The sequence below is a fragment of the Acinetobacter sp. MYb10 genome, assembly GCF_002980175.2.
GTDB lineage: Bacteria > Pseudomonadota > Gammaproteobacteria > Pseudomonadales > Moraxellaceae > Acinetobacter > Acinetobacter guillouiae.
On the sequence record NZ_CP058272.1, the window covers coordinates 3,570,099 to 3,596,483 of the forward strand.

Consider the following 26,385-nt stretch of genomic DNA (forward strand, 5'->3'; position numbering starts at 1 on the left):
TTTTAGCCTTTGTGTGCGTTACTCCAGTCTTCTATGGCTTTTTGTCCGCTTTCTAAGCCAACTTCATAGGTATATTGCAATTTGCGTTTATCTTTACATAAACGGCCTGCTAACTTTTTATTGTCAGGTGGGCAGATTTCAAAAATGCTTTGTTGAGTATTTTGGCGGATAAAATCGACAGTTTGGTTATAACGAGTACAGCGGTTTTTCAGACTATCTGCAAAGCCAGTATGTTGATTAAGCAAATATTTTGCCAAGAATTGATCTGCTTTACTGCTGGCTTTAAAGTAATTTTGTGTACGCGTACGAATCACCAAGAGATTTTGAATATTTGCTTGTTGCGCTGCCCATTGAACAGGGAGGGCATCTGCGACACCGCCATCAAAATAAGGCTCTCCAAAAATTTCTACAGCCTGTCGTGTCAGATAGGGAATAGAACTAGAAGCACGTAATCCATCGATAATATTGTCTTTCCCAGCACGTAAATATTCAGGATAACCTGTACGAGCATGAGTCAACACCATATAAAAGTCAGGATTTTGACTAAATAAAGCTTGTTGATCTAGAGGATTCTCTTTCTCGACAATATTCCACATCCATTGCATATCCAGTAAATCCCCACCTTTAAAAAAGCGAGCATAACGAATAAATTCAGGTCGAAGTGAGTGGTCTAAATAGAGTTCGATATTACGACCTTGTTGTCGAGCAAGGTAATTGGCGAGGTTTGTTGAACCAGAAGACACTCCCACAAAAAGATCAAAAGGGTTAAAATTTTGTTGTAGGAAAGCGTCAAGTACACCGCAGGTAAAAGCCCCACGCATACCGCCACCTTCTACGACAAGCGCATTACGTGAATCATTGATCATAGATTGTTTAGTTTGCATGTTCTGGCTGAGCTGAGTTGTGTGGCATGTTTTTCATTTCATCATTCGACATTTGCTGCGTGTCATGTGGAGGTGCTGTATCGGTATTCTCCGTCTGAGGCGTCGCTATCTGCTTATTTTGCTGACTCGGCATATAATCTGGTTCATTGGTTACAGCCATATAGAAGAATACAAGGAATAAACAGCTAAAGATTGTTGCGAAAATTACTGCTTTAGATTTCCACAACGGTTTCTTGGGAGAGTTAACATCGTTCATAGGAAAATTCCTAAAAGAATGAAATGTGTAGCTATTTTATAACATAAAGCAGTAGTAAAGTTGGCATTGCTATAAAAGACATAAATTAAATGAGGCTTATGTATATAAACACAACATGGATTGATCAGTATTGAATACATATCAGACATAACAAACAGGCTGAGATTAAAATTGAAATCAAGCATACAAACAAGATTATTTTGAGCTTGATTTTAGGTGTTTATGGAAATGAATAATGTTGATTTATTAGAAATATATGAATATTTAAACTACATTTTTAGTGAGATTATTTATTTAATTTTTCAATAATTAATCAAAAAATCTATTTGAATTTAAGTGTTTTTAGTAATGAAATTGTTTTTTTAAATAGAAAAATTTTAGAATTAATTTATAATAGAGACAATTAAAACGAATAAATTATTAAAATGAACAGCTTAGTAAATAGCATTTATAAAATATTGGATCAGCTTGGACTAAACGCACAAAAACGAGCCTTGCATATCCAATTTAGCAATACAGACTTAAACAACCAAGTCTTCTTACAACGTATCGATGGGCAACATGGTCTAAACCAAGGTGTGTCTGTTGAATTGATTTGCCTTGCCACTTCAGCAACGATTCCGCTTAAACAATTCATTGGTAGCCAAGTGGCCATTGATCAAGTCACAGATCATGGACAACTGTTTCGTAGCACAGGAGTGATTACTGAAGCGGCACAAGGGCAGAGTGATGGCGCACTAACGTTATATAAACTCAAACTCGAAGATGCCACTTCACTGTGGCATAAACGCCGTAACAGCCGAGTGTTTATGAATAAGTCGGTTGTGCAAGTCATAGAAACGCTGTTTAAAGAATGGCAAGACAAAAGCCCACTCTTTGCCTCCAGTCTAAGCTTGGATAAAAGTGGTCTTAAAAAAGATTACGATATTCGACCATTCATTATGCAGAGCAACGAAAGTGACTATGCATTTTTAAGCCGCTTGATGCGCAGTGAAGGGATTAACTGGTTAATTGATGAAGCGCAATTGATTGTACCAAGCGCTGCGACTCAAATTCAGCCGCAAAAACTGCGTTTGGTGGATGATAATAATGAATACAAAGCACTAGAACGAAGAAAGATCCGTTTCCATCGCAGCAGTGCTACAGAACAACAAGACAGCATCACCAGCTTTATCGGACAACGCAGCTTACAACCCACTGCTGTCCATGTACAACGCTGGCAAGCAGATGTGTTAGAGCAAGAAGAGGGTGCAGGCAGTGTTCAAAGTAAACACCAGCACAGTCAAAACCAGAATAATGCCAGTCTCGGTTTAGAACAAGCTTGGCATATCAGCCCAGCATGGATTCAAGACCTAAATGGTGAAGATCAAGCAACCGCTTCAAATAACAATCAGATTGAAAACATCAACCAAAACCTCAGCCATTATTACGATGCTCAATCCAAACAATTCGTTGCCAACTCCACTGTACGTGATGCGCAAGTGGGGTATTGGTTTGAGTTAAACGAACACCCAGAAATAGACCAACACAGTGGCTCAGACAAAGAGTTTCTGATCACATCAAAGACATTTTATAACCAGAACAACTTACCCAAAGACCTGAGTGAGCAAATCAATCGCTTGCTCCAACAAAGCAATTGGGTCAATTCAAATGTAGACTCAAACAACCCAGAACGCCAAGCCAATCAATTGGTACTACAACGCCGTAATGTCACCACTGTTCCGGAATATCATCCACTACAACACCGTCCAAGTACCCATCCACAACGAGCTAAAGTGGTTGGGCCAAGTGGAGAAGAAATTCATGTCGATGAATGGGGACGTATTAAAGTTCGCTTCCTGTTTACCCGCAATGAAGATCACAGTCATGATGGTGGTGCAGGGAGCAATGACAACGACACCGATTCCGCTTGGGTGGATGTACTGACCCCGTGGGCAGGTGAAGGCTATGGTGCGCGGTTCTTACCGAGGATTGGTGAGATTGTGGTGATAGATTTCTTTGATGGCAATATCGATCGACCATTTGTGGTGGGACGTATCCATGAAGCGCAACGAAGTCCAACTAAATTTGATGACAAAGGCCAATTGCCTGATACCAAAAAACTGGCAGGGATCAAAAGTCGAGAAGTTAAAGGCAGTGGCTATGGCCAACTGAGATTTGACGATACCACAGACCAAATCAGCAGCCAGCTACAAAGTAGTCACGGTGCGAGTCAACTCAATCTCGGTAACCTGAGCCATCCTAAAGAAACCGAGACCAGTGAAGGACGAGGCCAAGGCTTTGAATTAAGAACAGACCAATGGGGAGCGTTACGAGCTGGGCAAGGCCTATTGCTGAGTACCTATGCTCAAGACTCAGCCGCGGGTAACCATCTCGATGCAACCGCTGCGAAAAGTCAGTTAGAAAGCAGCCTAAATAATTCCAAAGCCTTAAGTGAAGTTGCTAAGAATCAGCAAACTGATCCACTGGATGTATTGGAAAATCTCAAGCAATTTCTTGATCAAATCGAAAAAGGTGAAAAAGACAAAGCTGATGCATTTAAACAAGCTTTGATGATTTTGGCTGCACCGAATTCAATCGCATTGGCAAGCAATGAAGACTTACATCTTTCTGCGGATAAACAAATCAGTTATACCGCAGGTGATAGTATCAACCTGAGTACGCAAAAGAATTTAGTCGCGCATGCACAATCAAAGATCAGCCTTTTTGCGGCACAAGAAGGTGCACGGTTATTTGCTGGGAAAGGTAAAGTTGAAATCCAAGCACAAGGCGATGGTGCAGATTTGATTGCACGCAAAGGGATTCAAATCATTTCGACTGAAGAGATGATTGAGCTCAAGAGTCTCAAAGAAATTATTATCACCTCTGGTGGCTCTCAATTAAAAATTAATGGTTCAGGTGTATTTGTGACCACGGCTGCTAAGTTCGAAGTGAAGGCAGGGCAACATAGTTTTATTGGTGGAGCAAAAGTCGATTATTCACTTCCATCATTCTATGAAAATATCTGTAAGCCTTGTTTGTTGGATGCAGCAAAGTTTGGAATGGCATTTGTTGATAAATAAAATGAAAAGAAAAATTGTTCCATTTAAAAATATAAAAAGCTGTATCGAAGATGATCAACATGATTTGAACATGTATTTAATCTTGGATGCAGCGCAAGTTTCAGATCAAACTTTGCACTTTATCAATACATGGCGAAATGACGCAAGGCTAGAGTTTTATTCATTATTTTCAGGTACAGCGGAGGGCAATGCACCTTTTGAAGTTGCCCCTGTACTTGTTTTAATCAATGATTTAGAGATGCTCGAAGAAGAAGGGTTTAGCTTTATTCATCAAACATGGAAAGATGAACAGGCTTTAAATCTGGTATGCAGTTCATTGGATTTGACTCAGTTTGTTAAAAAGATGAAACGCTATCTCACAGTAGAATTTCCTGATGGTACACAAAAATTATTTAGATGGTTTGATCCAAGAATTGTTAAAAAAATTCATAAAATACTGACAGATCAACAAGAAGATGAGTTTTTTGAGGGTATTACAAAATGGGTCATTTCAATTCGAAATTATCAGGATGTAGATTCTAATCAATTAATGGTATTGGAGAATGCATAATGCTCATACTCAGCCAGGAAAAATTATATGAATTAGATGTTGAGCAAAATAAAGAATTTTTATATGACCTTGTCTATGAAATTATAAAAGAAAACCCTGCCCTTAAACTGAATGGGCAATTTGATCAGCTATTAGAACCTGTCCAAAGCCTGATCAATCTATATATTGAAAAAGGCATCAATCAAATTTATACACTCAAATATATGGTGAAGAGCCATGTTTATTTGGGAATAGATTATGCAAATGATCCGCAATATTTTTGGCTCAAAAATGAAATGCAGCATTACAATATTGCGGAGCAAGTGTCCTATGTAGATGCTTTTTATACACTTTTGGAAAGCTATAAAAGTGTGGTTTTAGGGCATAATTTTAAATTTGTTTTTAAAGCAATTGAGCAGTTAAATCAGAGTTTTAGTCATTCCAATCTTCAAGAAAATCTTTCAATTATTTATCCAGAAAAAATAGAGTTTTTAAAACAAAAAGATTTATTGGGTTCACTTCAAGAAAATTATTCCAATGATATCCAATCATATAAAGAGTATGTATTGGGAAAAGAATTTCATCATAACGTTTTTATAAAAAATTTGATTAATTTGGAGGTTTAAGATGGGTGTTGGTGGTGCAAGTCCTGCAGCGGGCGCTTCATGTGCAACGTGTTTAAGGAAGTTTACGGTTCATTTTAGGCATAATGAGAAAGATTTCGATGGTGGTTATGGATTTGACTGGTTAAGAAATGAGTATGTTAATAATCTCAAAAAAGTAGACGGCATAAGTTATAAAAATACATTCAGAGGAAATATTTCAGATTTGCTTGCTATTTATTCGGAGGGTCAAAAGACATTAATACGGCCATATGGCTATAATTATATACCTGCATGGTTAGCAATTTTTCCAAAGACAACAAGTAAACAAAGTGCATCTGGTTCACAGGAAATTAATAAAAATGGTGTGGATTTAGATTTAGAAATTGTTCAATTAAGTAGTGATGAAAAAGATCCTCTTACTAGTGATGGAACTTCAATAGAATTATTAGCTACAAGTGATTTTATAAAGTTAACTCCATCTAAATTTGATATTAAACAGTTAATTAATAATAGGAAAAGTAGAGAAATTGATAAAACAAATAATAAAAATGAATTTTTTTATGAAAATAAAAAGATAATAAATATAAAATGTGAAGGTGGAGCTTTAAATCAGCATGAAGAGATAAATGTATTTGCGATAAAGAAAGGTGTGAGAGAAAAAGTAGGGAAATTAATGTTATATAAAAATAATGATATTCCAAAATTAGAACTTAATTTTATTGATGTAATTAGTGATAATAACTCACTAGTTAAACCAAGTAGTTATGAATATTATTTGAAGTTTAAGTCTTACAATCAGGCTCTAATCAGAGCTGAGAAAAGATTAGAAACAAAATTTGATTTATTAGACCTAGCAAAGACAAATGAAGATGTTGCAGATTTTTTGGCAGAAGTAGCATCAAATAAACAATTAGATATTGATTATTTAGCAAATAGATTTGTAAATTTATTCGATAAATATGGTGGAAAATATAGACCAATAGAAGATAAAAAGTATTTAAATATAAATGATGATGGGCATACGAGAACTTATATATTTTATACAAATATATCTGCTGGGAATGTAAATGGATACGCCCCATCAAGAATGGAAGGTAGGCGAATGAAATGGGGAAATGCTATAGTCGTGTTTAAACAAGCACATACTAGATTGGATGTGCTAGTACATGAGATTGGGCATAGCTTAGGTCTGCCACATGTTTTTGAAAAAAATAACAATAAATTTGTATTTTATCAGGGGCAATCGGGGAATTTAATGGACTATACTTGGTTTTATGCAAAATCTAAACAGGTCGATAGTAAAATTACTAGAAAGTATTTTAGTAAGTTTCAGTGGGATATTTTGAGAAGTGATAGGAGTTTAAAGTGAAAAAATTATTTTTAACAATTTTTTTTGTTTTTTTTGTATCTTGTTCTTCTGAAAATAGAGGTGATGCTCAATTAGGGAGTATGAACACAAGTGAAAATAATATAAATGACCCATGCGCTAATGCGGATTGTACACCAGATAAATTTAATTCACCCTACTATAAAATTCCATATGAAAAATTAAGAGATTTAGAATTTTTAAATTATGAAGATTTTGGTGTCGTGTTGTTAAATAACGGTATTTTAAATGCTGAGATTTTAAAAGAGTATAATTTTAAAGATAAAGATAATTCAAATTATATAGATTTTGAAAATGAAGCCATGTTAACAATTAATCCGAATCCATCAAATGGTAAGGTGAAATCAATAGATTATGATTTTTCTATGTGTTCATCAATCAGCTCAATAGATATAGATAGAGTAAGGAAAATATTAAAAATATTTCAAAATAATAATTTAGAAAATAGTTTTTTTAAATTTGATTTTACTAAAAAAAATAATGAAAATTCTTTAACCAATACATCGTATGGAGAAAATGGAATTATTTATGAAATTTCATGTAATATTAAATCTAAAAAAGGTCAATTTCATATTTACAAGAAGTAGTAAATTTTTAATTTAAATGGGAGCTTAAATAATGATATTTATAAAAAGTAATTATAAAAAATATCATTTGGCTTTAATTTTATTTTTTATCGTTGGCTGTGATGAAAATCTAATTTATTCACGTAGTAAAAGTGATGAGGTAATAAATAAATTTTGCCTTAATCCTGAGCCCAATATTAGTTTTGATATAAATAAATATTTACCATTTGAAAGTTCAATGGAGAGTCCTATAGAAGAAAACTTAGGAATAAAGGTTAATGATTTTTATAATAAAATTCAAAAATCTATTTCCTTGAATAATATGAATGTATATGAAAATCAAGGTTATATTGATATTATTGATGATAACTACGATGTAGTAGGTAAAATTCTAATTATTTCAGCAGGCACTTATGTTAAATATATTAATTTTGAAGTTAGATCTGATCCCCAAATTTTTAAAGGAAAACTTATAAAAAGTGCTCTTATAGATGTGATTTCTGCAGTAAGTAATACCGATTCTAAATTAATCTATGATAAAGCCTTAAGTAATTTAATTAACAATATTAAAGATGGTAAATTTAATCCTCGAACTGGTATATATTCAGGTTCTTTTGATGAGAATGAAGTTGTATATGAAATATCTACAATTAATAAAAAATTTATTGCAGCTAAAGTTGCTAGCGGGGAAATTAGAGATATCGATTGCAAAGCTAAAAAATATAATGAATATAAAGAGTTGGAGTTATCACTTTTTTCAATATTCAAACACTAATCTTAATGATTTTAGACATCAGTTATAATTATTTATTAGGTTGTTAGAGATGGTGGTGTTATGAAATCTTTCATTTTGGTGATAGCTTTAATAAATCTATCAGCTTGCTCATTTGACTCAAATAAGGATAACTGTAGTTTAAAAAATAGTGAAAATTCAGATGTTGGAAATAGTTATGATATTAAAGTTGGAAAAAATATTTCTAGTTTTGTAGATGAAAATAGAATTTTTTTAAATTATGATCAAAAAGAAATAATTAACAGATATAAAAAATTAAATAGCAATTACATGGTTTTAAAGGTTTTAGATAAACTTCCTGCTGAAATAGGGTTTACAGATGGTACTGTCGGTAATAATGTTGAAGAAAATAAGCATTATATGTCTAATCTAGATACACATATAAACTTTAAGACAAATTACATATTTTTTAAAAGTACCAATTATGTACCTTACGATGATAAAATTCTTAATACTATTGCTAAAATGTTGGGTGATCAAATTTATGTGATCAATGGAAATAAAGTAGATGATAAAGATTTAGATAAAAATATTAATATTTTTATTAAAAGGCTCGAGTGCAGCACTTCGTCACAAGAGGAAGTGCTAGAGTGGAATGTAAATGATATTCATATTATTTTAGAAGCATCAGGAAATAAAAATGAAAAACTAACCAGTCTTTTTTTTACAGCTTATTTTACAAAGAAAACGGATAAAAAATATGAAACATCAATATATTAGTTTTCTATATCTATGGTACTGAAAATTATCTAGAAATTTTATACCTTTGATAAGGCTTAATGAGTTATGAGGAAAATTTTAACTATTTTTATATACTCTTTTTTTCTATTTGCATGTGTTCCTAATGAGCCATTAGATCATCTATGTCAGATAAATAACAAAACTAAAAAAAGCGATACTCGAAGTGACGTAAAGGAAATATCGAGAGATATTAATTTATTTGTTGTTAATCATGATTTATATTTGGACTATAATTTTAAAAAAATATATAGCAAATATAAGGAAATGAATTCAAATTATTTGAAGTTAAAAGTTATAGATCGATTATCTGCTACTCAAGGTTTTGATAATGGAATAGTTCACAATGAAAATTTTGAAGATAATTATCATCATATGTCTACATTAGAAGTACGAACTACAGGACAAGGTCCAAATACAAATTATTATGCTAGTGATAATTTCGTTCCATTTGATGAAAATATCCATAAAAATATCTATCAATCAATTTATGATCAAATTTTTTTAATAAATTCAGCAGCTTTAGATAAAAGTAGTCTTGATAACTTCATAGAAAATTTTTTAACTAAAGGGCGATGTCAAGGTGGGGATCAGTACGGAAAGGTTATTACTGAAAAGAATTTTAATGGTGTACATATTATCTTGGAATCTGAACCTGAATGGTTTGTAGGGAAAGGCCAAGTCAATAGTTTTGCTTATACTGTATACTATACAAAAATGACAGATAAAAATTATGAAAAATCATTATATTATTAAACTTAAAAGCTTATTTCTGATATTTTTTTCTATGACATCCTATAGTTTTGGAGCGAATGTAGAAAATCGAATTTTTAATTATGAAGATAAAGAAATATCAGCGTTATCTTCTGAAATAAATTACTCAAGATTTGCACCAGTAAACCAGCTTAATTTAAAAGCAATGCCTGTAGATTTAGATGAAATAATAAAGAACCTTGCAAAAATAGGTTATATCAATAGTGGTACAGTCTCGAATAGTAAACGCTATGAAGTGTTAGCATATGGATTGACGACCAAGAAAATTTATTTTTTTAATAATAACAGTCAAACACCTGATTTCTTTTCTGAGATTTATGCAACGAACTCTAAATTTAATCAACTCAAAAGTATTCGTCTAGGGTTAAGTGTTGAATACAATGGGAAAAGATTTAAAAAAATGAATACAGATCCGATTGTTCCCACAAGTTTTATTTCTGCTTTGAATGTGATTGATGAGAGGAAAGCAAAAGAGGTGTATGTTTCACTCATGAAGCAACATATTTTAAATATAAAAAATAATGTGAATGAGTATTGTGAATTTTTAGTGACGACGAGAGTAAATGTTAAGGATTATTGGTTAGAATTAAATACTGAACTCACAAAGAATAATACTTATTTCAATATTTACCAAAGTAAAGGAATTCCTCAAAAATGCAATTTGTGAAATTCTTTGTTTGGATTTTTTGCTTAGTCCCTTTTCCGGCATCCTGTGGTGATTATAGAAAAACTAATAGTGATGGTGATTTCGTATCCCCTCAGCAGTAGATGCTTTATGAATATAGTTTCCTAAACGAGATTAAAGCTTTTATAATAATTTAAATTCAATAACTTAAATCTTGATAATTTGAAATTCAAAGCTTTAGGATATCCAATTGAGCACTCAGATCAATTCCATATCTACCGTGAATAAGCTATATTAATGGCACCAAAAATAGACAATCAACAACATGCAAAATTTACAACAACTCTTTATCAACACCCAAGAAAACTACGAATTGATCCCTGATTTTATCGATCTGCTTTTAGCATCGGATATTTATTGTTTGGGAACACAAGATCAGCATAAAAAAATTCAATTCCGTATTCTAGAAACACCAGAAGGTGATCAAGCAATACCATTCTTCATAGAGCTAGAAACTATTCAAAATGATATTGGAGTCGATGCCGAATATATCATGTTAAATACACGGCAGTTTTTTGAAATGACTCAGGGGGCAACATTGGTATTGAATCCAACTTCTGAATTAACAAAAGAATTTCAACCTGAAGAAATTAAAGCAATTTTAGAGATTGATGAAGCAATTTAAAAATGTGCAGGATTCAATTTCTCCAGCACTTCATCAATTTTTTTCAACCGTTTGATTTCATCCCATAAGGCTTTGGCTTCGGGATAATGCTTAGACATCATCCCAATCCATTGTTTATAACGGCCGACCATGTTCAGCTCTTTTTTATATGGACCATTTAAAAAACGAATTTGTAAATTTAATAGTTCAGACCAAGTGATAAGTGGTTCATCCGTATTTTTACGAATACACTGGGTGAGATCTGGTGTAGTCACAGCACCACGACCAATCATCAAATCTTGGCAACCTGATTCAAGTTGGCATTGTTTCGCATCAGCATTGGTCCAGATTTCACCATTGGCAATCACATTGATCTTGAGTGCTTCACGAATCGGCTGTAGCTGATCCCAAAATGCTGGTGGGGTGTACCCATCAGCTTTGGTCCGAGCATGGACAGTGACCCACGCTGCGCCAGCATCTTCAATGGCATGCGCATTTTCAAGGGTAAAATTTCGATCCATATAACCTAAACGCATTTTTGCAGATACAGGGATGTGTTTGGGTACTGCATCACGTACAGCCTTGACCAACTCATGTACAACTTCAGGCTCATCGAGAAGTACTGAACCACCTCTATGACGGTTTACTGTTTTAGCAGGACAACCAAAATTCATATCGATTGCAGGAGCACCTAATTCAGCAGCGCGTACCGCATTGGCTGCGAGCATTTCAGGATTATTTCCTAAAAACTGAACGTGTACTGGTGTGCCAGCGGCTGTTTTGCCTTGATTGTTTAATTCTGGACAATAGCTATGATAAACATGGTCAGGTAAGACCGAATCCGTTACACGGATAAACTCAGTCACGCACCAGTCAAAGCTACCGACATGTGTGAGAACGTCACGCATGATAGGGTCGGTTAAGCCTTCCATTGGGGCGAGTATAAGTTTCACAATTGTTACCTGATGAGATGAAAACAGCGTTATACGCATTTTTGTAGGAGATGTCTACCGATGCAAAATATATTCTAGGTCAGTGCTGAAGGGGGTGTTATTGAAAAGTTGATCCATAAATTTTCATTATCAAAACTTTCTACATAAAGTCGAATTTTTTGTTGTGGATACATGTTCTTTAAACCTAAATGCGATTCACAATCCTTGTAACTGGCTAAACCATAAAACCTTTCGCCATATTGAACAATCACCCCTTGAGGGTAGAAACACACAATCTCGGTTTCAATGTTTTGTCCAATTTTAAATTTGTTCTTTAATTCATTCCAATCACTTAAATATTTAGAGATTGATTGATTCCAAAAATTTAAAAACTCATCTTTTTCAATGGGAATAATTTCATCTAAAATGTCAGAAAAACTTCCTTCAGGTAAGAAAAAATGCGCTTGTTCTATGTTTAAATTTGTATTGATGCTGAGTGAAGCTGTCACCAGAATTGATCTGAGGCAGTAATATTCCAGATCTAATTCATATAAAATAATTTCTTCTGCTTCTGTATCAATATATTTATAGTAAGAATACAAAATACTGCCCATTTTTGCTCAGCGCTGCGTTTATCAACGATGCAAAATCATTTCCAAAACAAATTTAGAACCAATAAAGCCAACCGCCAATAAAAAGAATCCAATCATGGTAAAGCGAATGGCTTTTTGACCACGCCAGCCAAACTTATAGTGACCAATTAACAACGCACCGTAAACAAACCAAGACACAATGCTAAACACGGTCTTATGTGCTAGGTGCTGTGCAAAGAAGTCATCAATGGTAAAGAAACCAAAACATAGGGCGACAGTTAATAAAACAAAACCAGTAATGAGCATATCAAAAAGTAAGGATTCCATGGCTTGATATGACGGTAAGAAGTTGACCCAAATACGTTTTTTTTGTTTCTTTTTGAGTTCACGGTTTTGAAACCAAATCAAAACGGCTTGTATGGTTGCCATGAGTAAAACGGCATAAGCAGATAAAGACAGAATGATATGGATGTCTAAACCGATAGAATGCTGTTCAATAAATTGATCTGGTTTACTAAAACAAAAACCGAGAATCAAACCAAAGGCGGCAACAGGAATTCCAATCAAATTTAGTGAAAGAACAGGACGATAGGTACTATAAAGCATACTTAGAACCAACATTAACGCAGAGGTAAAAGACATCAAGTTAAAGACGTCGTAATTAATCCCTAGTGGTGTAAGTATGTCGTTATGCAGTACACTTGCATGTAATATCAGCCCTAAACCTGACATGATGCCAATAAACCAAGGGTTTGCGGAACGTTTAGCCATTAAGTGCATGAACAAATACCAAAATGAAGAGGTATAGGCAATTAATGCTAAAATCGTATAAACCAAGGGTAGGCTAATCATGTCAAACCTTTTTCAGGATGATGAATATTCATGTTATAAGATATAAATTCCATGTGAACTACAGTATCCTATAGCATCTTGAGCATAAATTTTCTATTTTAAGAAAGATTTTTTTGCTACTAGCTATTTTAAGCGGATTTTGCAATGTTTGATACCTTAACAGAACGACTCACGCAGAGTCTCAGAAATGTTACTGGCTCTGGGCAGCTAACCGAAGATAATATTAAAGATACCTTACGTGAAGTGCGTATGGCACTTCTTGAAGCCGATGTTGCTTTGCCTGTAACTCGTGAGTTTATTGCGAAAGTTAAGGAAGAAGCATTGGGTCAAGAAGTCATGACTCAGCTTTCACCAGGTCAAGCTTTCGTTAAAATTGTGTATGACGAACTCACCAAAATGATGGGTGAGGCAAACGAAAGCCTAGACTTAGCTGCAAAACCACCTGTTGTGATTCTTCTCGCAGGTTTACAAGGTGCTGGTAAAACCACGACAGCGGCAAAACTTGGACGTTTCTTAAAAGAGCGTCAAAAGAAAAAAGTGGCGATGGTTTCTGCCGATGTTTACCGTCCAGCTGCGATTAAGCAACTGCAAACAGTTGCTGCTGAAGTGGGTGTTGATTTTATTGAATCGGACGCTTCTGAAGATCCGATTAAAATTGCACAACGTGCAATTGGTCAAGCCAAAATTAACTTTAACGATGTTTTGATTGTCGATACGGCAGGGCGTTTGCATGTCGATGATGACATGATGGACGAAATTAAAGCATTACACGCTGCAATTGGCCCAACTGAAACCTTATTTGTCGTTGATGCAATGACAGGTCAGGATGCGGCAAATACCGCCAAAGCCTTTAATGATGCATTACCATTAACGGGTGTTATCCTCACCAAAACTGATGGTGATGCACGTGGTGGTGCGGCGCTTTCGGTACGAGCGATTACCGGTAAGCCAATTAAATTCTTAGGTATGGGTGAAAAACTCGATGCCTTAGAGCCATTCCATCCTGAGCGTGTTGCACAACGTATCTTGGGTATGGGTGACGTACTTTCTTTAGTCGAAGAAGTTGAACGTAAAATCGACAAAGAAAAAGCCGAAAAAATGGCGAAAAAATTGCAAAAGGGCGGGAGCTTCAACTTTGAAGACATGCTGATGCAATTTGAACAGATGAACAAAATGGGCGGTATGATGGGCTTCTTGGATAAGTTGCCTGGCATGAGCAATTCAGGCATTCAAGATGCGATTGCACAAGCAAATCCTGAAAAGCAAGTGAAAAAGATGGAAGCGATTATTCAATCGATGACCATTAAAGAACGTCGTAACCCAGACTTAATGAATCCGAGCCGTAAAAAGCGTATTGCAGCAGGCTGTGGTATGGATGTGGTTGAAGTCAATAAACTGATCAAACAACATGCACAAATGGCGAAAATGATGAAGAAATTTGCCAATCCATCGGGTATGGCAAAAATGATGCGCTCATTGGGTGGAATGCAAAAACAGTTTGGCGGTGGCGGCGGTATGGGGCCATTGTTTGGTAATAACGATAAAAAATAAGTCTCATTTTTTTTATAAAAAGCGCCTTAGGGCGCTTTTTTGTTAAATAAAAATAACATACTTTTGTTGGCTGTTTAGATATTCTGAGCCCATTATTTGAATATGATTTAAACAATAATTGATAAGAAGTTGATTTATGAAAAAAGTATTTATCGTACACGGTTATAAAGACTCCCCTGAACATCATTGGTATCCATGGCTAAAGCAACAAGTATTGGCGACAGGACATGCATGTGAAGTGATTGATCTAGCACATCCAGAGCAGCCCCAATATGAGCTGTGGAAGCATAATATTACGCAGCAAATTAAGTCACTCAATGACGATACCATCATTGTGGCACATGGCTTAGGAGGTATTGCCAGTCTAGATTTTCTTTCGAGTGAATTATTGGGGCGAAAATTAGGTGCTTTGTTTTTGGTTGCGGGATTCAGTAAAAACTTAGCCGTTTTACCTGAACTTAACTTATTTTTACAACACGCTCGGGTCGATGATGCGCTGCTCAGAATGAATATTCTGAATCGCTTTATCTTTTTCTCCAACAATGATCCTTTTGTGCCAGCGCCTGTCAGTATTCAATTGGGTTATTCGCTGAATTCACAAATGATTGAGGTGAAAGGTGCAGGGCATTTTATGGCAACAGAGGGCTATACCAGCTTAACTGTACTTTGGGAAAAGTTAGCAGTTCTATTACAACCTGAATCCCAAGCTGGTACTCAGGCTGCATATTCGATTTTATCGTGATGTGGTTTTATTGATTGAGCTTTTGATAAAGCTCGTCAAGTATCTCCTGAGCGCGTTGCTCATCTTGAATCAAATTGCCTTGTTGATCCCAAACTTTACTGTCTAGAATCGAATAATCTACACTTGGGCTTAATTTTAGTTCAGCTGCAGGTTTGCCATCTTCATACCATACCTTTTGAACGATGGGCTGATCATCTGAATATTCTTCCTGTAGCCCAAGTTGACCATTTGAATAGTACGTTTCAGTTTTTCCAACTAATTTCTGGTCTTGGCTGGTCGATTTAAAGCTGATTTTTCCATTTTCAAAATAGCCCACAACTTCACCGTCGACATATTTACTATCAAAGCTATTTAAGCCTTGAGGGGCTTTAATCCAAAATGGATCAGATTGTTTTTTACGGCTATTTTGATAGAAGTCCTGAACTAAGAAACGGCCATCTTTATCACGACCTAATAATTTTCTGAAATATCCATTTTCTACAGGTGTGAGTGAATAACCCTGATCCATGATTAAACCGCACTCACAGGCTTCTTCACCTGCATCTGGAGCAAAGTAAGCAATAACAGGTTCAGTTGTTGCCATGGTTGTTGAAGATGAGTGCGTGGTTTGTAAACTGGTACAACCCACCAGTGTAAAGCTCATTAAACAGGCACTAAGCAGTAAGGGGATCGTTTTCATAATGATTGCTCTTTTATCGTGTTTATGGTTGTGTTTATTTATTAAAAATGGAAGATTGCTGATCTTCTATTAAATTGTATTTAGGTTTAAGCGGTTTGTCGATCTATATAGAACTGTAAGCCTTTGAGTAATAAATCTGATTCAATTCTTGGTTGATATTTCTCTAGAAATTGTGCAAATAGATTGGCATCACCACCCGTTAAAATAAGCTTTCGTGGTTGTTGCTCAAGCACTTTTTCAATGGTGCTTAACAGACCCAAGAAAATGCCATGATGTACTGCATCTATGGTATTCCGACCAGGACTTAGCTCTGAAAAAGCCGCATCTGGAATTTTAATACCTTTGGTTTTTTGAATTAAAGAATCACGTTGTAAATAGAGGTTAGGCAGAATATAACCGCCTAAATGTTGTAAGCCTTGGGTTAAATCAATTGTTAAAGCTGTACCGCAGCTAATCACACACAAGTCATCATCAGCTTTCGCCACAGCCAAAACTTGTAACCAACGATCGATCCCAAGTTGTTCTATATGGTCATAGCCACAACGTAATCCTGCATATTCAGCATGCACTTTGGCAAAAGTCACCGGAATATCGAGTAATTTTAAAATCTGGACAATGCGTTCGTTGTTCTTTTTATCTTGGACTGAGGAGATTCCAATTTTGTCTAAGCCTAAACCACGGAAATGTTGAATTAAACCCAGTAGCAGATCCGCAGGGGATTGGAGATGTAATTCTGCTGCCTGTTGGATAATTTGATTATTTTCAGTAATCCAATATTTTAGACGGGTATTTCCAATATCTAACCAAAGTGCTTTCATGATTTTGCCTAATTGAAACTGAACACAATCTGCATAATTATTTTATTTGAAAATATTGAACGACTTAGAGAGCATCTCAATCTGATCAATCAAATAGGGCAAATAACCTGCGGTTCATTTTGCTGAACGTTGTTCCGTACTGTTAGTAACTGTTTGCTATGATCTTTGGATCAATACGATTACTGCGCAATATATAGCGAAATGTATAGCGAAAAAAGCCCTGTTTTAAATAATTGCTGATCACTTTTTCACGATACATCTGATCAATCCATCTCATTTTAGACAACGGATCACCTCGTTATTTATGCTTCAGCTAAGCGTAAACGCCCTTGATAGACATTGACTAAGCCTTGAGCTGTCAATAAATTCAGTGCGCCATCATCAGAAATTCCTTTGAAAATACCCTCAATTGAATTTTGAATTTGTTCAAAATAAACCTGTTGATCCATAAAGGCAGCATAGTGATTAAATCGTGCTGCAAGGTTATAGCAACCATGATCAAACCATTGTCCAGCTTGTTGAATTGCCAAATACATTTCTGCAATGATTTGGATTCGATTTGGAAATTGTAGGCCTAATTGCATTATCGAGGTGGCTTGTTGGGTGACATTTTCTTTGGGGATCGGAAATAAGTTGATCCCGATTCCAACAATGGCTTGATGTGGTGAAATGGGCTCAACCAGAATTCCCCCCCACTTTCCTTGAGAGCTATATAGGTCATTGGGCCATTTAATTTGTAATGCTGGTAAATTCTTAAGTGTTGGCATTTGTAAGATATTTAAAGCAATTTCCAATGCTAAACGCCCATCTAAGGGTGTTCGAGTTTCAAGCAATGTGCTTAAATAAATGTTACCAATTGGCGAAACCCATTCCCGTTGGTGCTGACCTCGTCCTTGAGTCTGAGTTTCACTACAGACCAAAACTGTCTTGACGCCGCTGAGCGCAATTTCACGCACATCATCATTGGTCGATGCTGTCGTCTGCTTTAAAAGCAGCACTTCAGGGAGTTCATTTGCTTGTGTAAGAAGTTGTCTAAGATGACGAGTCTCTAAATCCATGTTGAATCTGAGAAGAGTGAAGGAACATTTATGGAGTTAATCATATATTTAGGTATTGGTGCAATCGCAGGATTTGCTGCTGGGCTATTTGGTGTTGGTGGTGGCTTAATTATTGTACCAATTCTCTATGTGGTCTTTACTAAAATGGGCTATGATCCTTCGGTCATTATGCACATGGCATTGGGAACTTCACTTGCAACAATTATTGTAACTTCAATTAGTTCCGTAACAGCGCATCATAAAAAAGGTGCAGTACTTTGGAATGTTTTTAAAAACTTAGCCCCAGGTTTGGTGATTGGCTCATTTATTGGTGCTGGCATTGCAGATATTTTATCAGGTCAGCATTTACAGCTGATTATTGGTGCATTTGCGATTTGGGTGGCATTTAAAATGTTTAAGGGGGCCAATGTCAAAGTCGATGAATCTAAACAATTACCGACCGCACCTATGCAAATGCTGGCTGGTGGGGGAATTGGAGTTGCATCGGCAATTTTTGGTATTGGTGGCGGAAGTCTGACCGTTCCCTATCTCAACAAAAATGGTGTGGTGATGCAAAAAGCCGTTGCAACATCAGCAGCTTGTGGTTTACCAATCGCGATTGCGGGTGCGCTCGGCTTTATGTTCTTTGGTGCACAAGAACCAACCGAAATTAAAAATTCAATTGGTTATGTGCATATCTATGCCTTTATTGGGATCAGTGTAATGAGTTTTATCACTGCCAAATTTGGCGCAAAGGTGGCGCATGCACTTTCTCCAGCGATGTTGAAAAAATGCTTTGCATGCTTACTTACAGTGGTCGGTCTTTATTTTATTTATCAAGGTATTACTAAGTAGATTCCGATCAATGGTACTTTTTCTAAACACTGAGTTGACTTAAAATACATTAAAATTGTCGGACAATGTCATGGTTTCAATTGAATTAAATCAGGTACAACTAAAATAATGACAATTGACATTGTCCAAGTAAAGAATAATAAACCAAGATAGGAATTATATGCATTCGGAAGAAGTGGATAGCCTTTCAGAACAGATTGCCAAACATATTAGTGAACAAATTATTAGTGGCGAGTTGGTTGAAGGGGAAAGAATACAAGAACTACGTATTGCCAAAGAACTGGATGTCAGTCGTGGCTCGGTACGTGAAGCCTTTTTGCTTTTAGAAAGAACCCATCTGATTGAAATTTATCCTCGTCGTGGTGCAATTGTCTCAGAAATGTCAGCACAACAAGTCCGTGCATTGTTCGATACCAGCGCATTGTTATTAGGTCAAATCGTGCAACGTATGAGTGAAACATGGCGCAATCATGAAGCTGAAGCGATTCAGCAGATGATGAATCATTTGGTTGAGCAGGTGAAGCAAGGCAATACTGAAAAGTTTTATGATGGCATATTTCAATTTTTATCAGGGCAACAGGACATGGTTGGGAATCCCTACCTGATGAAATTTTATAAAGAGTTGTTACCATCCCTACGAAGAAGTTATTTTTTAACCTTAAATACTTCAAGACGCGAGCTTCAAGAAGCTTTAGAATTGCTTAAGTTGGTGATTGACGCAATTTTAATCCGAAAATCACAACAAGCTACTTTATTTATGGAAGATTTTTGTCGACACTTACGTAATCTGGTGTTGGAATCTCTGACACGGATGAAACAAATCGAACTCGCTTGGGCGCGGAGATCGCGTCGGTAATTACTAGGACATTATGCGTTTAAGCAGCTTAAAACTTTCAGGCTTCAAATCTTTTGCCGATAGTACAACACTACAATTCAAAGATAACCGTACAGCGGTGGTAGGTCCTAATGGTTGTGGTAAATCCAATGTGATTGACGCGATCCGTTGGGTGATGGGGGAATCCAGTGCACGCCAGCTCCGTGGTGGCAGTATGCAGGATGTTATTTTTACAGGAACGGCAAAACGTAAACCTGTAGGTATGGCAAGTGTAGAACTGCGCTTTGAAAACACCTATGGCAAATTAGGTGGGGCTTATAACGCCTATACTGAACTTGCTGTTCGCCGTCAGGTGAATCGTGATGGAAAATCTGAATACTTTCTCAATGGGACGAAGTGCCGACGTCGTGATATTACCGACATTTTCTTGGGTACAGGTTTAGGTCCTCGCTCCTACGCAATCATCGAACAGGGAATGATTAACCGCTTGGTTGATGCAAAACCTGAAGAAATGCGTATTTTTCTTGAAGAGGCTGCTGGAGTTTCTCGTTATCAGGCTCGTCGTCGTGAAACACTACAACACTTAGAACATACCACGCAGAACTTAGACCGTCTCGAAGATATTGCTTCAGAACTCAAATCACAGCTTAAAACCTTAAAACGCCAATCTGAAACTGCGGTTCAATATAAGACTTTAGAAACTGAAATTCGTACGTTAAAGATTGAAATTCTATCTTTCCAGTGTGATCGTAGTTCTCGTTTACAAGAACAATATACGGTTGAAATGAACGAATTGGGAGAGCACTTTAAACTGGTGCGCTCTGACATGAGTACTTTGGAACATGATCTGACTTCAACCAATGAGTTGTTCCAACGTTTGATTCAACAGTCCACGCCTTTGCAAAATGAGTGGCAACAAGCTGAGAAAAAACTCTCTGAGTTGAAAATGACTTTGGAACAGAAACAAAGTTTATTTCAACAGAACTCAGAAGCTTTGGGAAATTTTGAACAGCAAAAAGCTCAAACCAAAGAAAAGATTCAGTTGATGGAATTGCAATTGGAAACCTTGCACAGTCAATTGGAGCAGCAGACTGAACATTTACAACATGCTGAGTCTGAAACACAACAACGTAGCCAAGCCTTTACCGATTTAAAAGCGCAGCAATTGCAAGCACAACAACAGTATGAACAGGTCAAAGTTCAAGTTGAAAAGCAACAGCAGCAAAAAGCACAAATGCAGGCGCAAATTGAACAACTTGCAAAAAATGTTGCGCGTATTGAGCAGCAGAAAGATACCTTAAAAAACCAAGCTGTTCAGGTTCAAAGTCAATTTCAAACTGAAGATGTTCAACAACTTGAGCAAGATAAAATAGCAATCCAAGCTGCGATTGTTGAATTAGAACAAAAAATTAATCAAGCAAAGCAGCAGTTTGAACAACTACAGGAAAGCATTAATCAGCAAAAAACTCAGATTTCAGCTCTAAAATCTGATGTACAAGTGTTGCAATCTGAACAGAAAAACCTCACCCAATTAATGGCGAAAAGTGCTGTAAATAGCAAGGCTGATACTGTGCAATTGATGCAGGTATTAACGCTGAATGCACAAGGCAAAACACATGCACAGCTGGTTGAAAAGTTTTTAGCCAAATGGTTGTCAGCCCAAATTGTTGATCAAGATGCTGATTTTGCTGAAAGTGTGGCACGCCAGCTTAAAGCAACAAGCTCGCAAGATAAAATTCAATTGAATGGATTGGCATGTTTAGCAGATTGGATTGAATCTCCACAGTATTCATTGTGGAATCAAGTCGCTGTAATTGAAAACCTCGCTCAAGCTTTAGCGGTACAAGCACAGTTAAAAGCAGGACAAAGCATATTGACGCTGGATGGTTATCATGTTGGTCAAGATTGGGTGATTGGTCTGTTCTTTGATGAGTCGAGCCAAGCCGCACAGGGTGCACTCAGTCATCGTATTCGCCTTGAAGAAATTGAAACACAACTTGCGCAGCTACAACCACAGTTGATTGAAGCTGAAACTGTATTGCCAAATTTAAATCAGCAATTGCTGGACCTGCAAAAACAGATCCAAACAGAGCAAGACACGCTAAAACATCAGCAAAAACAGCTACAACAGTTTGATGTGCAAATTGCTAAGCAGCAAAGTGCTTCACAAGCATTTGAGTTGCAGAAAGTTCAGCTGAATAGTCAATTGCAACAGTTAGATGAGCAACTTGAAGAAGATGCAATGCAGAAAGATGATCTTGAAATCGATATGCACTCGGTCATCCTCAAGCTTGAACAAAATCTTCCTGAGTTTAAAACCTTGCAATTCAAGTTGGATGAGCTCAATGAGCAGGTTGAAGAACAGCAACAGCAATTACAGCTTAAGCAGCAAGATTCTGAAACTACACGTCGTCTAGCTGAACAAAATAAACAGCAAATTGAATTATTAGACAAAGACCTATCCTTCTCTAAAACGCAATATCAACAAATTATTGCGCAAATGGAGCAAGCCAAGAAGTTTGTAGATCCAATTCAATTGGAATTGCCGAGTCTAGAATCGCAATATGCTGAGCAGGCACAACAAACTGAAAAACTGCAAAAAACTTGGAGTGAGTGGCAAGTTGAATTGAATAATATTCAATCCAAACAGCAACAACTTACAGAAATGCGCCATTTGCATCAGCAAAATGATGAGCAATTGCGTACAAAACTGGAAGAGCGACGTTTGGCTTGGCAATCGGCAAAATTAGATTTACAGCATTATTCCGATCAACTTAAAGAGATGAATGCTGAAGTTAAGCAAGGCGTATTGATTGATTTACCTGTACATCAAGAAAAATTTGAGAAAGCACAGCGTCAGTTTGAAAAATTAGGCGCGGTCAATTTAGCCGCTTCAGCAGAATATGAAGAAGTTTCTAAGCGCTTTGAAGATCTAACCCATCAAATGCAAGACTTAGAAAATACGGTTGGGCAATTGAAAGATGCCATGAAGACCATTGACCAAGAAACCAAAAAATTATTTATGGGTACTTTTGATCAGGTTAATGCTGAATTAAAAGTATTATTTCCAAAAGTCTTTAATGGTGGTGAAGCTAGTTTAAGTCTTGAAGATGACTGGCAGTCTGGCGTGAAGTTGATGGCACGTCCACCCGGCAAGAAAAATAGTTCATTGGCTTTGTTATCTGGTGGTGAAAAAGCATTAACGGCATTGGCTTTGGTATTTGCTATTTTCCGTTTGAATCCTGCACCTTTCTGTGTTTTGGATGAAGTTGATGCACCTTTAGACGATGCTAACGTTGGTCGTTTTTGTAATTTAGTAAAAGAGCTTTCTGATCAAGTCCAATTCATTTACATTACACATAATAAAGTTGCAATGACGATGGCAACCGATTTGCTGGGTGTGACGATGCCTGAACCAGGCACATCAAAGCTCGTCACTGTGAATTTGGAAGAGGCAAGAGAATACGGTTTAGCCGCGGAGTCGTAGTATGGAAGTCACCACAATTATTGGAATTGTTGTTGCAGTAATCATCATTCTGGTGGGTTTAAGGATGGTGCTACGAAAGCCCAATGATGCCGCACCTTCTTTAGAGTCTGAATTGCATATCAATGAAGACTGTAAACAACCGGTAATTCCTCGTCATGTACGAGATCAATTACGAACAGATCGTGAGTCTCAGGAGCAAGTGCGTGTTGAACCGAATTTAACTGCTTTAGACTCGGTCGAAGTTATAGATGAAAAACAGCAAAAGATTGAGGATGTAACAGCGGAGTCGAATACTGTTCAGTCAACTGAGCATGTAGCGATTACACAACAAATTGAAAAGACGGAAACAGTGGCAAGCACTGAATCCGCAACAGAATCTGTAAAAGCACTTGATGTGCAGACAGAGCCGACGACTCAAACGACTGATTCTGCCAAAGCCGTAGTCAGTCAGGATAAAGAGGAAGCGTTTCAGTTTAATTCGAATGTTGAAACAACTGAAATCAAAGAGTTTGATGAGGAAAGCAGTATTTTAGATGTTCATTTAAATGAGCAACAAAAATATGATGATGAAAGTGTATTGTCTACAGCGGAAACTATTATTGCGCTGAATGTTTATCCGAATCCACGTAAAGCATTGTCTGGGGATAAAACCTTAAAAATGTTGCTCAAATATGGTTTACGTTTTGGTGAACTCTCTTGCTTCCATCGTTATGAGAATCCAGAGGAAGAAAGCCATTTACTGTTTTCTGTATTACGTGTCACCGACAATGGTCCAGATGGTTTTGATTTAGAAACCTTATCGACTGAACAAGTTCAAGGTTTGGCTTTTTTCTTGGCACTTCCTCATTCAGATGTGCAAAAAGGCTTTGATACCATGGTCAGTATTGCTGGCTTAATTGCCCGTGAAATAGACGGTACGGTCTATGATGAAAACAATCTTGAATTTACCCCACAACTGAAAGAGCATTGGCGCCATAAAGCGATCGATTATCGTTCAGGACATGATGCTTAGCATAACGTCATATTTACTTTATAATTGGTATTCAGAATTTTAGGCGGAGTATTCCGCCTTTTTATGGTGAAAAAATTTATGGAAAATAATCCTGTCGTGACGCAAATGCGTCAATTGATTCAACTCATTGCAAAACATAATCACGCTTATTATGTGATGGATCAGCCGAGTATTGAAGACAGTGAATATGATCAGTTATTTCACCAACTCAAAGCCTTAGAGCAACAACACCCAGAATTGGTTCAGGCAGATAGCCCAATCAATAAAGTGGGTGGAAAACCGCTGTCTAAATTTGAAACCATTACCCATACTGTACCAATGCTGTCCTTGGGCAATGTATTTAATCAGGACGAGTTATTTGCTTTTGCCCGCCGTATCGAAGAACGATTGCCCAATCAAAAGATTCAATATGATGTCGAGCTAAAATTTGACGGATTGGCAATTTCGCTCTGGTATGAAAATGGTGTATTGACACGTGGCGTAACCCGTGGCGATGGTGAAACAGGCGAAGTGATTACGCAAAATGTAAAAACTATTCGTAATTTACCGAAAGTCTTGTCTTCGGATAAAGTGACAGTACCACGCTTGTTGGAAGTTCGTGGTGAAGTATTGATGCCAAAAGCCGGCTTTGAACGACTCAATGCTGAAAATGAAGCGAAAGGTGAAAAGACCTTTGCCAATCCTCGAAATGCTGCGGCTGGTAGTCTACGTCAGCTTGATCCAAGTATTGCAGCATCTCGCCCTTTGGCTTTCTATGCTTATGGTATTGCACAATGTGAGCCGCATCATGGCATTGAGTCAATGTCAGCGAGTCTTGAATGGTTGACTAACTTTGGTTTTGCTGTGGGTGAACGTCATTTTATTTGTGAAAGTATTCAAGAGGTACAAGAAAAATATCAGCAAATCAACCAAGAGCGCCCGAATTTAGCGGTTGAAATTGATGGCATGGTCATCAAAGTTGATGATCTTCAACAGCAACAAAAGCTGGGGTTTTTAAGTCGTGAACCGCGTTGGGCAACAGCGTATAAGTTTCCCGCAGTTGCAGCCTTAACAACGGTTGAAAATATTGATTGGCAAGTCGGACGTACCGGGACTTTAACCCCTGTAGCACGCTTAAATCCTGTGGCTGTGGGCGGTGTAACGGTTTCTAATGTGACTTTGCACAATATTGGTGAAATTCACCGTCTGGACGTTCGTATTGGCGATACGGTCAGTGTCTATCGTAGTGGTGATGTGATTCCCAAAGTTGAAAAAGTATTGTTAGAGTTTCGTCCAAATGACGTGACAGAAGTACATTTACCTGAAAATTGTCCAGTATGTTCTTCTCCTGTCGTAATGCCGGAAGGGGAGGCTTTGGCACGTTGTTCGGGTGGTTTATATTGTTCTGCACAACGTATTGAGGCCATTCGTCACTTTGTTTCACGTAAAGCAATGGATATCGAGGGTCTCGGTGATCGCTGGGTAGAGTCACTATTACATCTTGATTTGTTAAAGGATGTCGCCGACATTTACCATTTACATGAGCATCGTGAACAGTTACTAACCATTGAAAAAATGGGTGAAAAATCTGTCCAAAACTTATTGGATGCGATTGAGAACAGTAAGAAAACTACACTTGCTGCATTTATTTATGCCTTGGGTATTCGTGGTGTAGGTGAAACCACGGCACGTATGCTTGCCAACACTTTCCAGACGCTGGATGCGATTCGTCATGCTGATCTTGAAGCATTAAAGAAAACTCCAGATGTTGGTGATATTACGGCTGAGTGGATTGTTGATTTTTTCCAAGCTCCACATAATCTTGAAGTGATTGATCGTTTGCTTGCAGCAGGGATCCATTGGGATGCACCAGTTGCACCCACCCGTCAGCCTTTAAATGGTGAGAGTTGGGTGATCACAGGCACATTGGCAACCATGGGGCGTGATGATGCGACTCAAATGCTACAAGCACTTGGTGCGCGTGTCAGTGGCAGTGTATCGAGCAAAACCAAATGTGTGGTTGCGGGTGAAAAAGCCGGTTCTAAGCTTGAAAAAGCAGAGAAACTGGGTGTCGCTGTACTGAATGAGCAGGAGTTTTTAGCATTAATGGCTGAGTATGGACAGGCATAG

The 26,385-nt window shown here is 37.0% G+C and carries 25 protein-coding genes; 17 read left to right on the forward strand and 8 right to left on the reverse strand.

Translation table 11 applies throughout. The features are described from left to right. Positions 1-2: 2 nt before the first annotated feature. Together CQZ96_RS16730 and CQZ96_RS16735 are read right to left on the reverse strand one after the other, a co-directional pair. On the reverse strand, positions 3-866 hold the full coding sequence (locus tag CQZ96_RS16730; RefSeq protein WP_105714478.1) for a patatin-like phospholipase family protein: 864 nt from the start codon (positions 864-866) through the stop codon (positions 3-5). Between the two features lie 7 nt (positions 867-873). After that, positions 874-1,140 (reverse strand): hypothetical protein, encoded by a 267-nt coding sequence (locus CQZ96_RS16735; RefSeq protein WP_004724087.1) that lies wholly within the window; start codon positions 1,138-1,140, stop codon positions 874-876. Positions 1,141-1,565: 425 nt separating this feature from the next. Here CQZ96_RS16735 and CQZ96_RS16740 point away from each other — a divergent pair, with 425 nt between their 5' ends. From CQZ96_RS16740 to CQZ96_RS16785, 10 genes are all read left to right on the forward strand, one after another. Then, the gene (locus tag CQZ96_RS16740) at positions 1,566-4,202 is read left to right on the forward strand and encodes a type VI secretion system Vgr family protein (RefSeq protein ID WP_105714462.1); all 2,637 of its coding nucleotides are present in this window, start codon (positions 1,566-1,568) and stop codon (positions 4,200-4,202) included. 1 nt (position 4,203) lies between these two features. After that, on the forward strand, positions 4,204-4,752 hold the full coding sequence (locus CQZ96_RS16745) for a DUF4123 domain-containing protein (RefSeq protein WP_171287951.1): 549 nt from the start codon (positions 4,204-4,206) through the stop codon (positions 4,750-4,752). After that, a complete protein-coding gene (locus CQZ96_RS16750; RefSeq protein WP_105714460.1) occupies positions 4,752-5,357 on the forward strand; it encodes a hypothetical protein in 606 nt (201 codons plus the stop codon). The genes CQZ96_RS16745 and CQZ96_RS16750 overlap by 1 nt, the downstream gene beginning before the upstream one ends. 1 nt (position 5,358) lies before the next feature. Next, the gene (locus CQZ96_RS16755; RefSeq protein ID WP_105714459.1) at positions 5,359-6,705 is read left to right on the forward strand and encodes a M66 family metalloprotease; all 1,347 of its coding nucleotides are present in this window, start codon (positions 5,359-5,361) and stop codon (positions 6,703-6,705) included. Further along, on the forward strand, positions 6,702-7,310 hold the full coding sequence (locus CQZ96_RS16760; protein WP_105714458.1) for a transporter: 609 nt from the start codon (positions 6,702-6,704) through the stop codon (positions 7,308-7,310). The genes CQZ96_RS16755 and CQZ96_RS16760 overlap by 4 nt, the downstream gene beginning before the upstream one ends. Before the next feature lie 31 nt (positions 7,311-7,341). Further along, entirely contained in the window at positions 7,342-8,064 is a 723-nt protein-coding gene (locus CQZ96_RS16765) for a hypothetical protein (protein WP_105714457.1), read from the forward strand. Positions 8,065-8,124: 60 nt separating this feature from the next. Continuing rightward, entirely contained in the window at positions 8,125-8,802 is a 678-nt protein-coding gene (locus CQZ96_RS16770; RefSeq protein WP_105714456.1) for a hypothetical protein, read from the forward strand. Between the two features lie 66 nt (positions 8,803-8,868). Continuing rightward, on the forward strand, positions 8,869-9,576 hold the full coding sequence (locus CQZ96_RS16775; RefSeq protein WP_105714455.1) for a hypothetical protein: 708 nt from the start codon (positions 8,869-8,871) through the stop codon (positions 9,574-9,576). After that, positions 9,554-10,261 (forward strand): hypothetical protein, encoded by a 708-nt coding sequence (locus CQZ96_RS16780; RefSeq protein WP_105714454.1) that lies wholly within the window; start codon positions 9,554-9,556, stop codon positions 10,259-10,261. The genes CQZ96_RS16775 and CQZ96_RS16780 overlap by 23 nt, the downstream gene beginning before the upstream one ends. Before the next feature lie 283 nt (positions 10,262-10,544). Continuing rightward, entirely contained in the window at positions 10,545-10,904 is a 360-nt protein-coding gene (locus tag CQZ96_RS16785) for an SseB family protein (protein WP_105714453.1), read from the forward strand. Here CQZ96_RS16785 and CQZ96_RS16790 read toward each other — a convergent pair. The 3 genes from CQZ96_RS16790 to CQZ96_RS16800 all read right to left on the reverse strand — a co-directional run bounded on the left by CQZ96_RS16790 (position 10,901) and on the right by CQZ96_RS16800 (position 13,260). Further along, complete coding sequence (locus CQZ96_RS16790) at positions 10,901-11,836, reverse strand: tRNA dihydrouridine synthase (protein WP_178283385.1); 936 nt, start codon at positions 11,834-11,836, stop codon at positions 10,901-10,903. The two genes, CQZ96_RS16785 and CQZ96_RS16790, sit on opposite strands and share 4 nt — an antisense overlap. 74 nt (positions 11,837-11,910) lie before the next feature. Beyond that, positions 11,911-12,429, reverse strand: coding sequence for a hypothetical protein (locus CQZ96_RS16795; protein ID WP_105714452.1), 519 nt, complete (start codon positions 12,427-12,429; stop codon positions 11,911-11,913). A gap of 21 nt (positions 12,430-12,450) precedes the next feature. Beyond that, entirely contained in the window at positions 12,451-13,260 is an 810-nt protein-coding gene (locus CQZ96_RS16800; RefSeq protein ID WP_004724062.1) for a cytochrome C assembly family protein, read from the reverse strand. 144 nt (positions 13,261-13,404) lie between these two features. On the opposite strand from CQZ96_RS16800, the gene ffh reads away from it, so the two are divergent. Both ffh and CQZ96_RS16810 read left to right on the forward strand, forming a co-directional pair. Next, positions 13,405-14,811 carry a signal recognition particle protein gene (gene ffh, locus CQZ96_RS16805; protein WP_004817818.1) on the forward strand — a complete coding sequence of 469 codons (1,407 nt, stop codon included), beginning with the start codon at positions 13,405-13,407 and terminating at the stop codon, positions 14,809-14,811. A 136-nt stretch (positions 14,812-14,947) separates the two neighbouring features. Continuing rightward, on the forward strand, positions 14,948-15,553 hold the full coding sequence (locus CQZ96_RS16810) for an RBBP9/YdeN family alpha/beta hydrolase (RefSeq protein ID WP_105714451.1): 606 nt from the start codon (positions 14,948-14,950) through the stop codon (positions 15,551-15,553). A gap of 7 nt (positions 15,554-15,560) precedes the next feature. On the opposite strand, the gene CQZ96_RS16815 is transcribed toward CQZ96_RS16810, so the two are convergent. The 3 genes from CQZ96_RS16815 to CQZ96_RS16825 form a co-directional block, all read right to left on the reverse strand. Next, positions 15,561-16,232: a toxin-antitoxin system YwqK family antitoxin gene (locus tag CQZ96_RS16815; RefSeq protein ID WP_105714450.1), complete on the reverse strand. Its 672-nt coding sequence runs from the start codon at positions 16,230-16,232 to the stop codon at positions 15,561-15,563. Positions 16,233-16,318: 86 nt separating this feature from the next. After that, positions 16,319-17,050, reverse strand: coding sequence for a type III pantothenate kinase (locus tag CQZ96_RS16820; protein WP_004724053.1), 732 nt, complete (start codon positions 17,048-17,050; stop codon positions 16,319-16,321). 302 nt (positions 17,051-17,352) lie between these two features. After that, on the reverse strand, positions 17,353-18,108 hold the full coding sequence (locus CQZ96_RS16825; protein WP_004724052.1) for a biotin--[acetyl-CoA-carboxylase] ligase: 756 nt from the start codon (positions 18,106-18,108) through the stop codon (positions 17,353-17,355). A 30-nt stretch (positions 18,109-18,138) separates the two neighbouring features. Between CQZ96_RS16825 and CQZ96_RS16830 the strand changes: the two genes are divergently transcribed. The 5 genes from CQZ96_RS16830 (at position 18,139) to ligA (ending at position 26,385) form a co-directional block, all read left to right on the forward strand. Next, positions 18,139-18,942, forward strand: a complete 804-nt coding sequence (locus CQZ96_RS16830; RefSeq protein ID WP_004724050.1) for a sulfite exporter TauE/SafE family protein — start codon at positions 18,139-18,141, stop codon at positions 18,940-18,942. A gap of 160 nt (positions 18,943-19,102) precedes the next feature. After that, positions 19,103-19,798 (forward strand): GntR family transcriptional regulator, encoded by a 696-nt coding sequence (locus CQZ96_RS16835; RefSeq protein ID WP_105714449.1) that lies wholly within the window; start codon positions 19,103-19,105, stop codon positions 19,796-19,798. Positions 19,799-19,811: 13 nt separating this feature from the next. Further along, a complete protein-coding gene (gene smc / locus CQZ96_RS16840; RefSeq protein WP_105714448.1) occupies positions 19,812-23,264 on the forward strand; it encodes a chromosome segregation protein SMC in 3,453 nt (1,150 codons plus the stop codon). A 1-nt stretch (position 23,265) separates the two neighbouring features. After that, a complete protein-coding gene (locus CQZ96_RS16845) occupies positions 23,266-24,276 on the forward strand; it encodes a cell division protein ZipA C-terminal FtsZ-binding domain-containing protein (protein ID WP_105714447.1) in 1,011 nt (336 codons plus the stop codon). A 78-nt stretch (positions 24,277-24,354) separates the two neighbouring features. Next, positions 24,355-26,385, forward strand: a complete 2,031-nt coding sequence (gene ligA, locus CQZ96_RS16850) for an NAD-dependent DNA ligase LigA (RefSeq protein WP_105714446.1) — start codon at positions 24,355-24,357, stop codon at positions 26,383-26,385.

Bases quoted from the DNA above. Each gene is read 5' to 3' on its own strand.
- CQZ96_RS16730 (WP_105714478.1), bottom strand. From the start codon at position 866: ATGATCAATGATTCACGTAATGCGCTTGTCGTAGAAGGTGGCGGTATG.
- CQZ96_RS16735 (WP_004724087.1), bottom strand. From the start codon at position 1,140: ATGAACGATGTTAACTCTCCCAAGAAACCGTTGTGGAAATCTAAAGCA.
- CQZ96_RS16740 (WP_105714462.1), top strand. From the start codon at position 1,566: ATGAACAGCTTAGTAAATAGCATTTATAAAATATTGGATCAGCTTGGA.
- CQZ96_RS16745 (WP_171287951.1), top strand. From the start codon at position 4,204: ATGAAAAGAAAAATTGTTCCATTTAAAAATATAAAAAGCTGTATCGAA.
- CQZ96_RS16750 (WP_105714460.1), top strand. From the start codon at position 4,752: ATGCTCATACTCAGCCAGGAAAAATTATATGAATTAGATGTTGAGCAA.
- CQZ96_RS16755 (WP_105714459.1), top strand. From the start codon at position 5,359: ATGGGTGTTGGTGGTGCAAGTCCTGCAGCGGGCGCTTCATGTGCAACG.
- CQZ96_RS16765 (WP_105714457.1), top strand. From the start codon at position 7,342: ATGATATTTATAAAAAGTAATTATAAAAAATATCATTTGGCTTTAATT.
- CQZ96_RS16770 (WP_105714456.1), top strand. From the start codon at position 8,125: ATGAAATCTTTCATTTTGGTGATAGCTTTAATAAATCTATCAGCTTGC.
- CQZ96_RS16775 (WP_105714455.1), top strand. From the start codon at position 8,869: ATGAGGAAAATTTTAACTATTTTTATATACTCTTTTTTTCTATTTGCA.
- CQZ96_RS16780 (WP_105714454.1), top strand. From the start codon at position 9,554: ATGAAAAATCATTATATTATTAAACTTAAAAGCTTATTTCTGATATTT.
- CQZ96_RS16785 (WP_105714453.1), top strand. From the start codon at position 10,545: ATGCAAAATTTACAACAACTCTTTATCAACACCCAAGAAAACTACGAA.
- CQZ96_RS16795 (WP_105714452.1), bottom strand. From the start codon at position 12,429: ATGGGCAGTATTTTGTATTCTTACTATAAATATATTGATACAGAAGCA.
- CQZ96_RS16800 (WP_004724062.1), bottom strand. From the start codon at position 13,260: ATGATTAGCCTACCCTTGGTTTATACGATTTTAGCATTAATTGCCTAT.
- ffh (WP_004817818.1), top strand. From the start codon at position 13,405: ATGTTTGATACCTTAACAGAACGACTCACGCAGAGTCTCAGAAATGTT.
- CQZ96_RS16810 (WP_105714451.1), top strand. From the start codon at position 14,948: ATGAAAAAAGTATTTATCGTACACGGTTATAAAGACTCCCCTGAACAT.
- CQZ96_RS16815 (WP_105714450.1), bottom strand. From the start codon at position 16,232: ATGAAAACGATCCCCTTACTGCTTAGTGCCTGTTTAATGAGCTTTACA.
- CQZ96_RS16820 (WP_004724053.1), bottom strand. From the start codon at position 17,050: ATGAAAGCACTTTGGTTAGATATTGGAAATACCCGTCTAAAATATTGG.
- CQZ96_RS16825 (WP_004724052.1), bottom strand. From the start codon at position 18,108: ATGGATTTAGAGACTCGTCATCTTAGACAACTTCTTACACAAGCAAAT.
- CQZ96_RS16830 (WP_004724050.1), top strand. From the start codon at position 18,139: ATGGAGTTAATCATATATTTAGGTATTGGTGCAATCGCAGGATTTGCT.
- CQZ96_RS16835 (WP_105714449.1), top strand. From the start codon at position 19,103: ATGCATTCGGAAGAAGTGGATAGCCTTTCAGAACAGATTGCCAAACAT.
- smc (WP_105714448.1), top strand. From the start codon at position 19,812: ATGCGTTTAAGCAGCTTAAAACTTTCAGGCTTCAAATCTTTTGCCGAT.
- CQZ96_RS16845 (WP_105714447.1), top strand. From the start codon at position 23,266: ATGGAAGTCACCACAATTATTGGAATTGTTGTTGCAGTAATCATCATT.
- ligA (WP_105714446.1), top strand. From the start codon at position 24,355: ATGGAAAATAATCCTGTCGTGACGCAAATGCGTCAATTGATTCAACTC.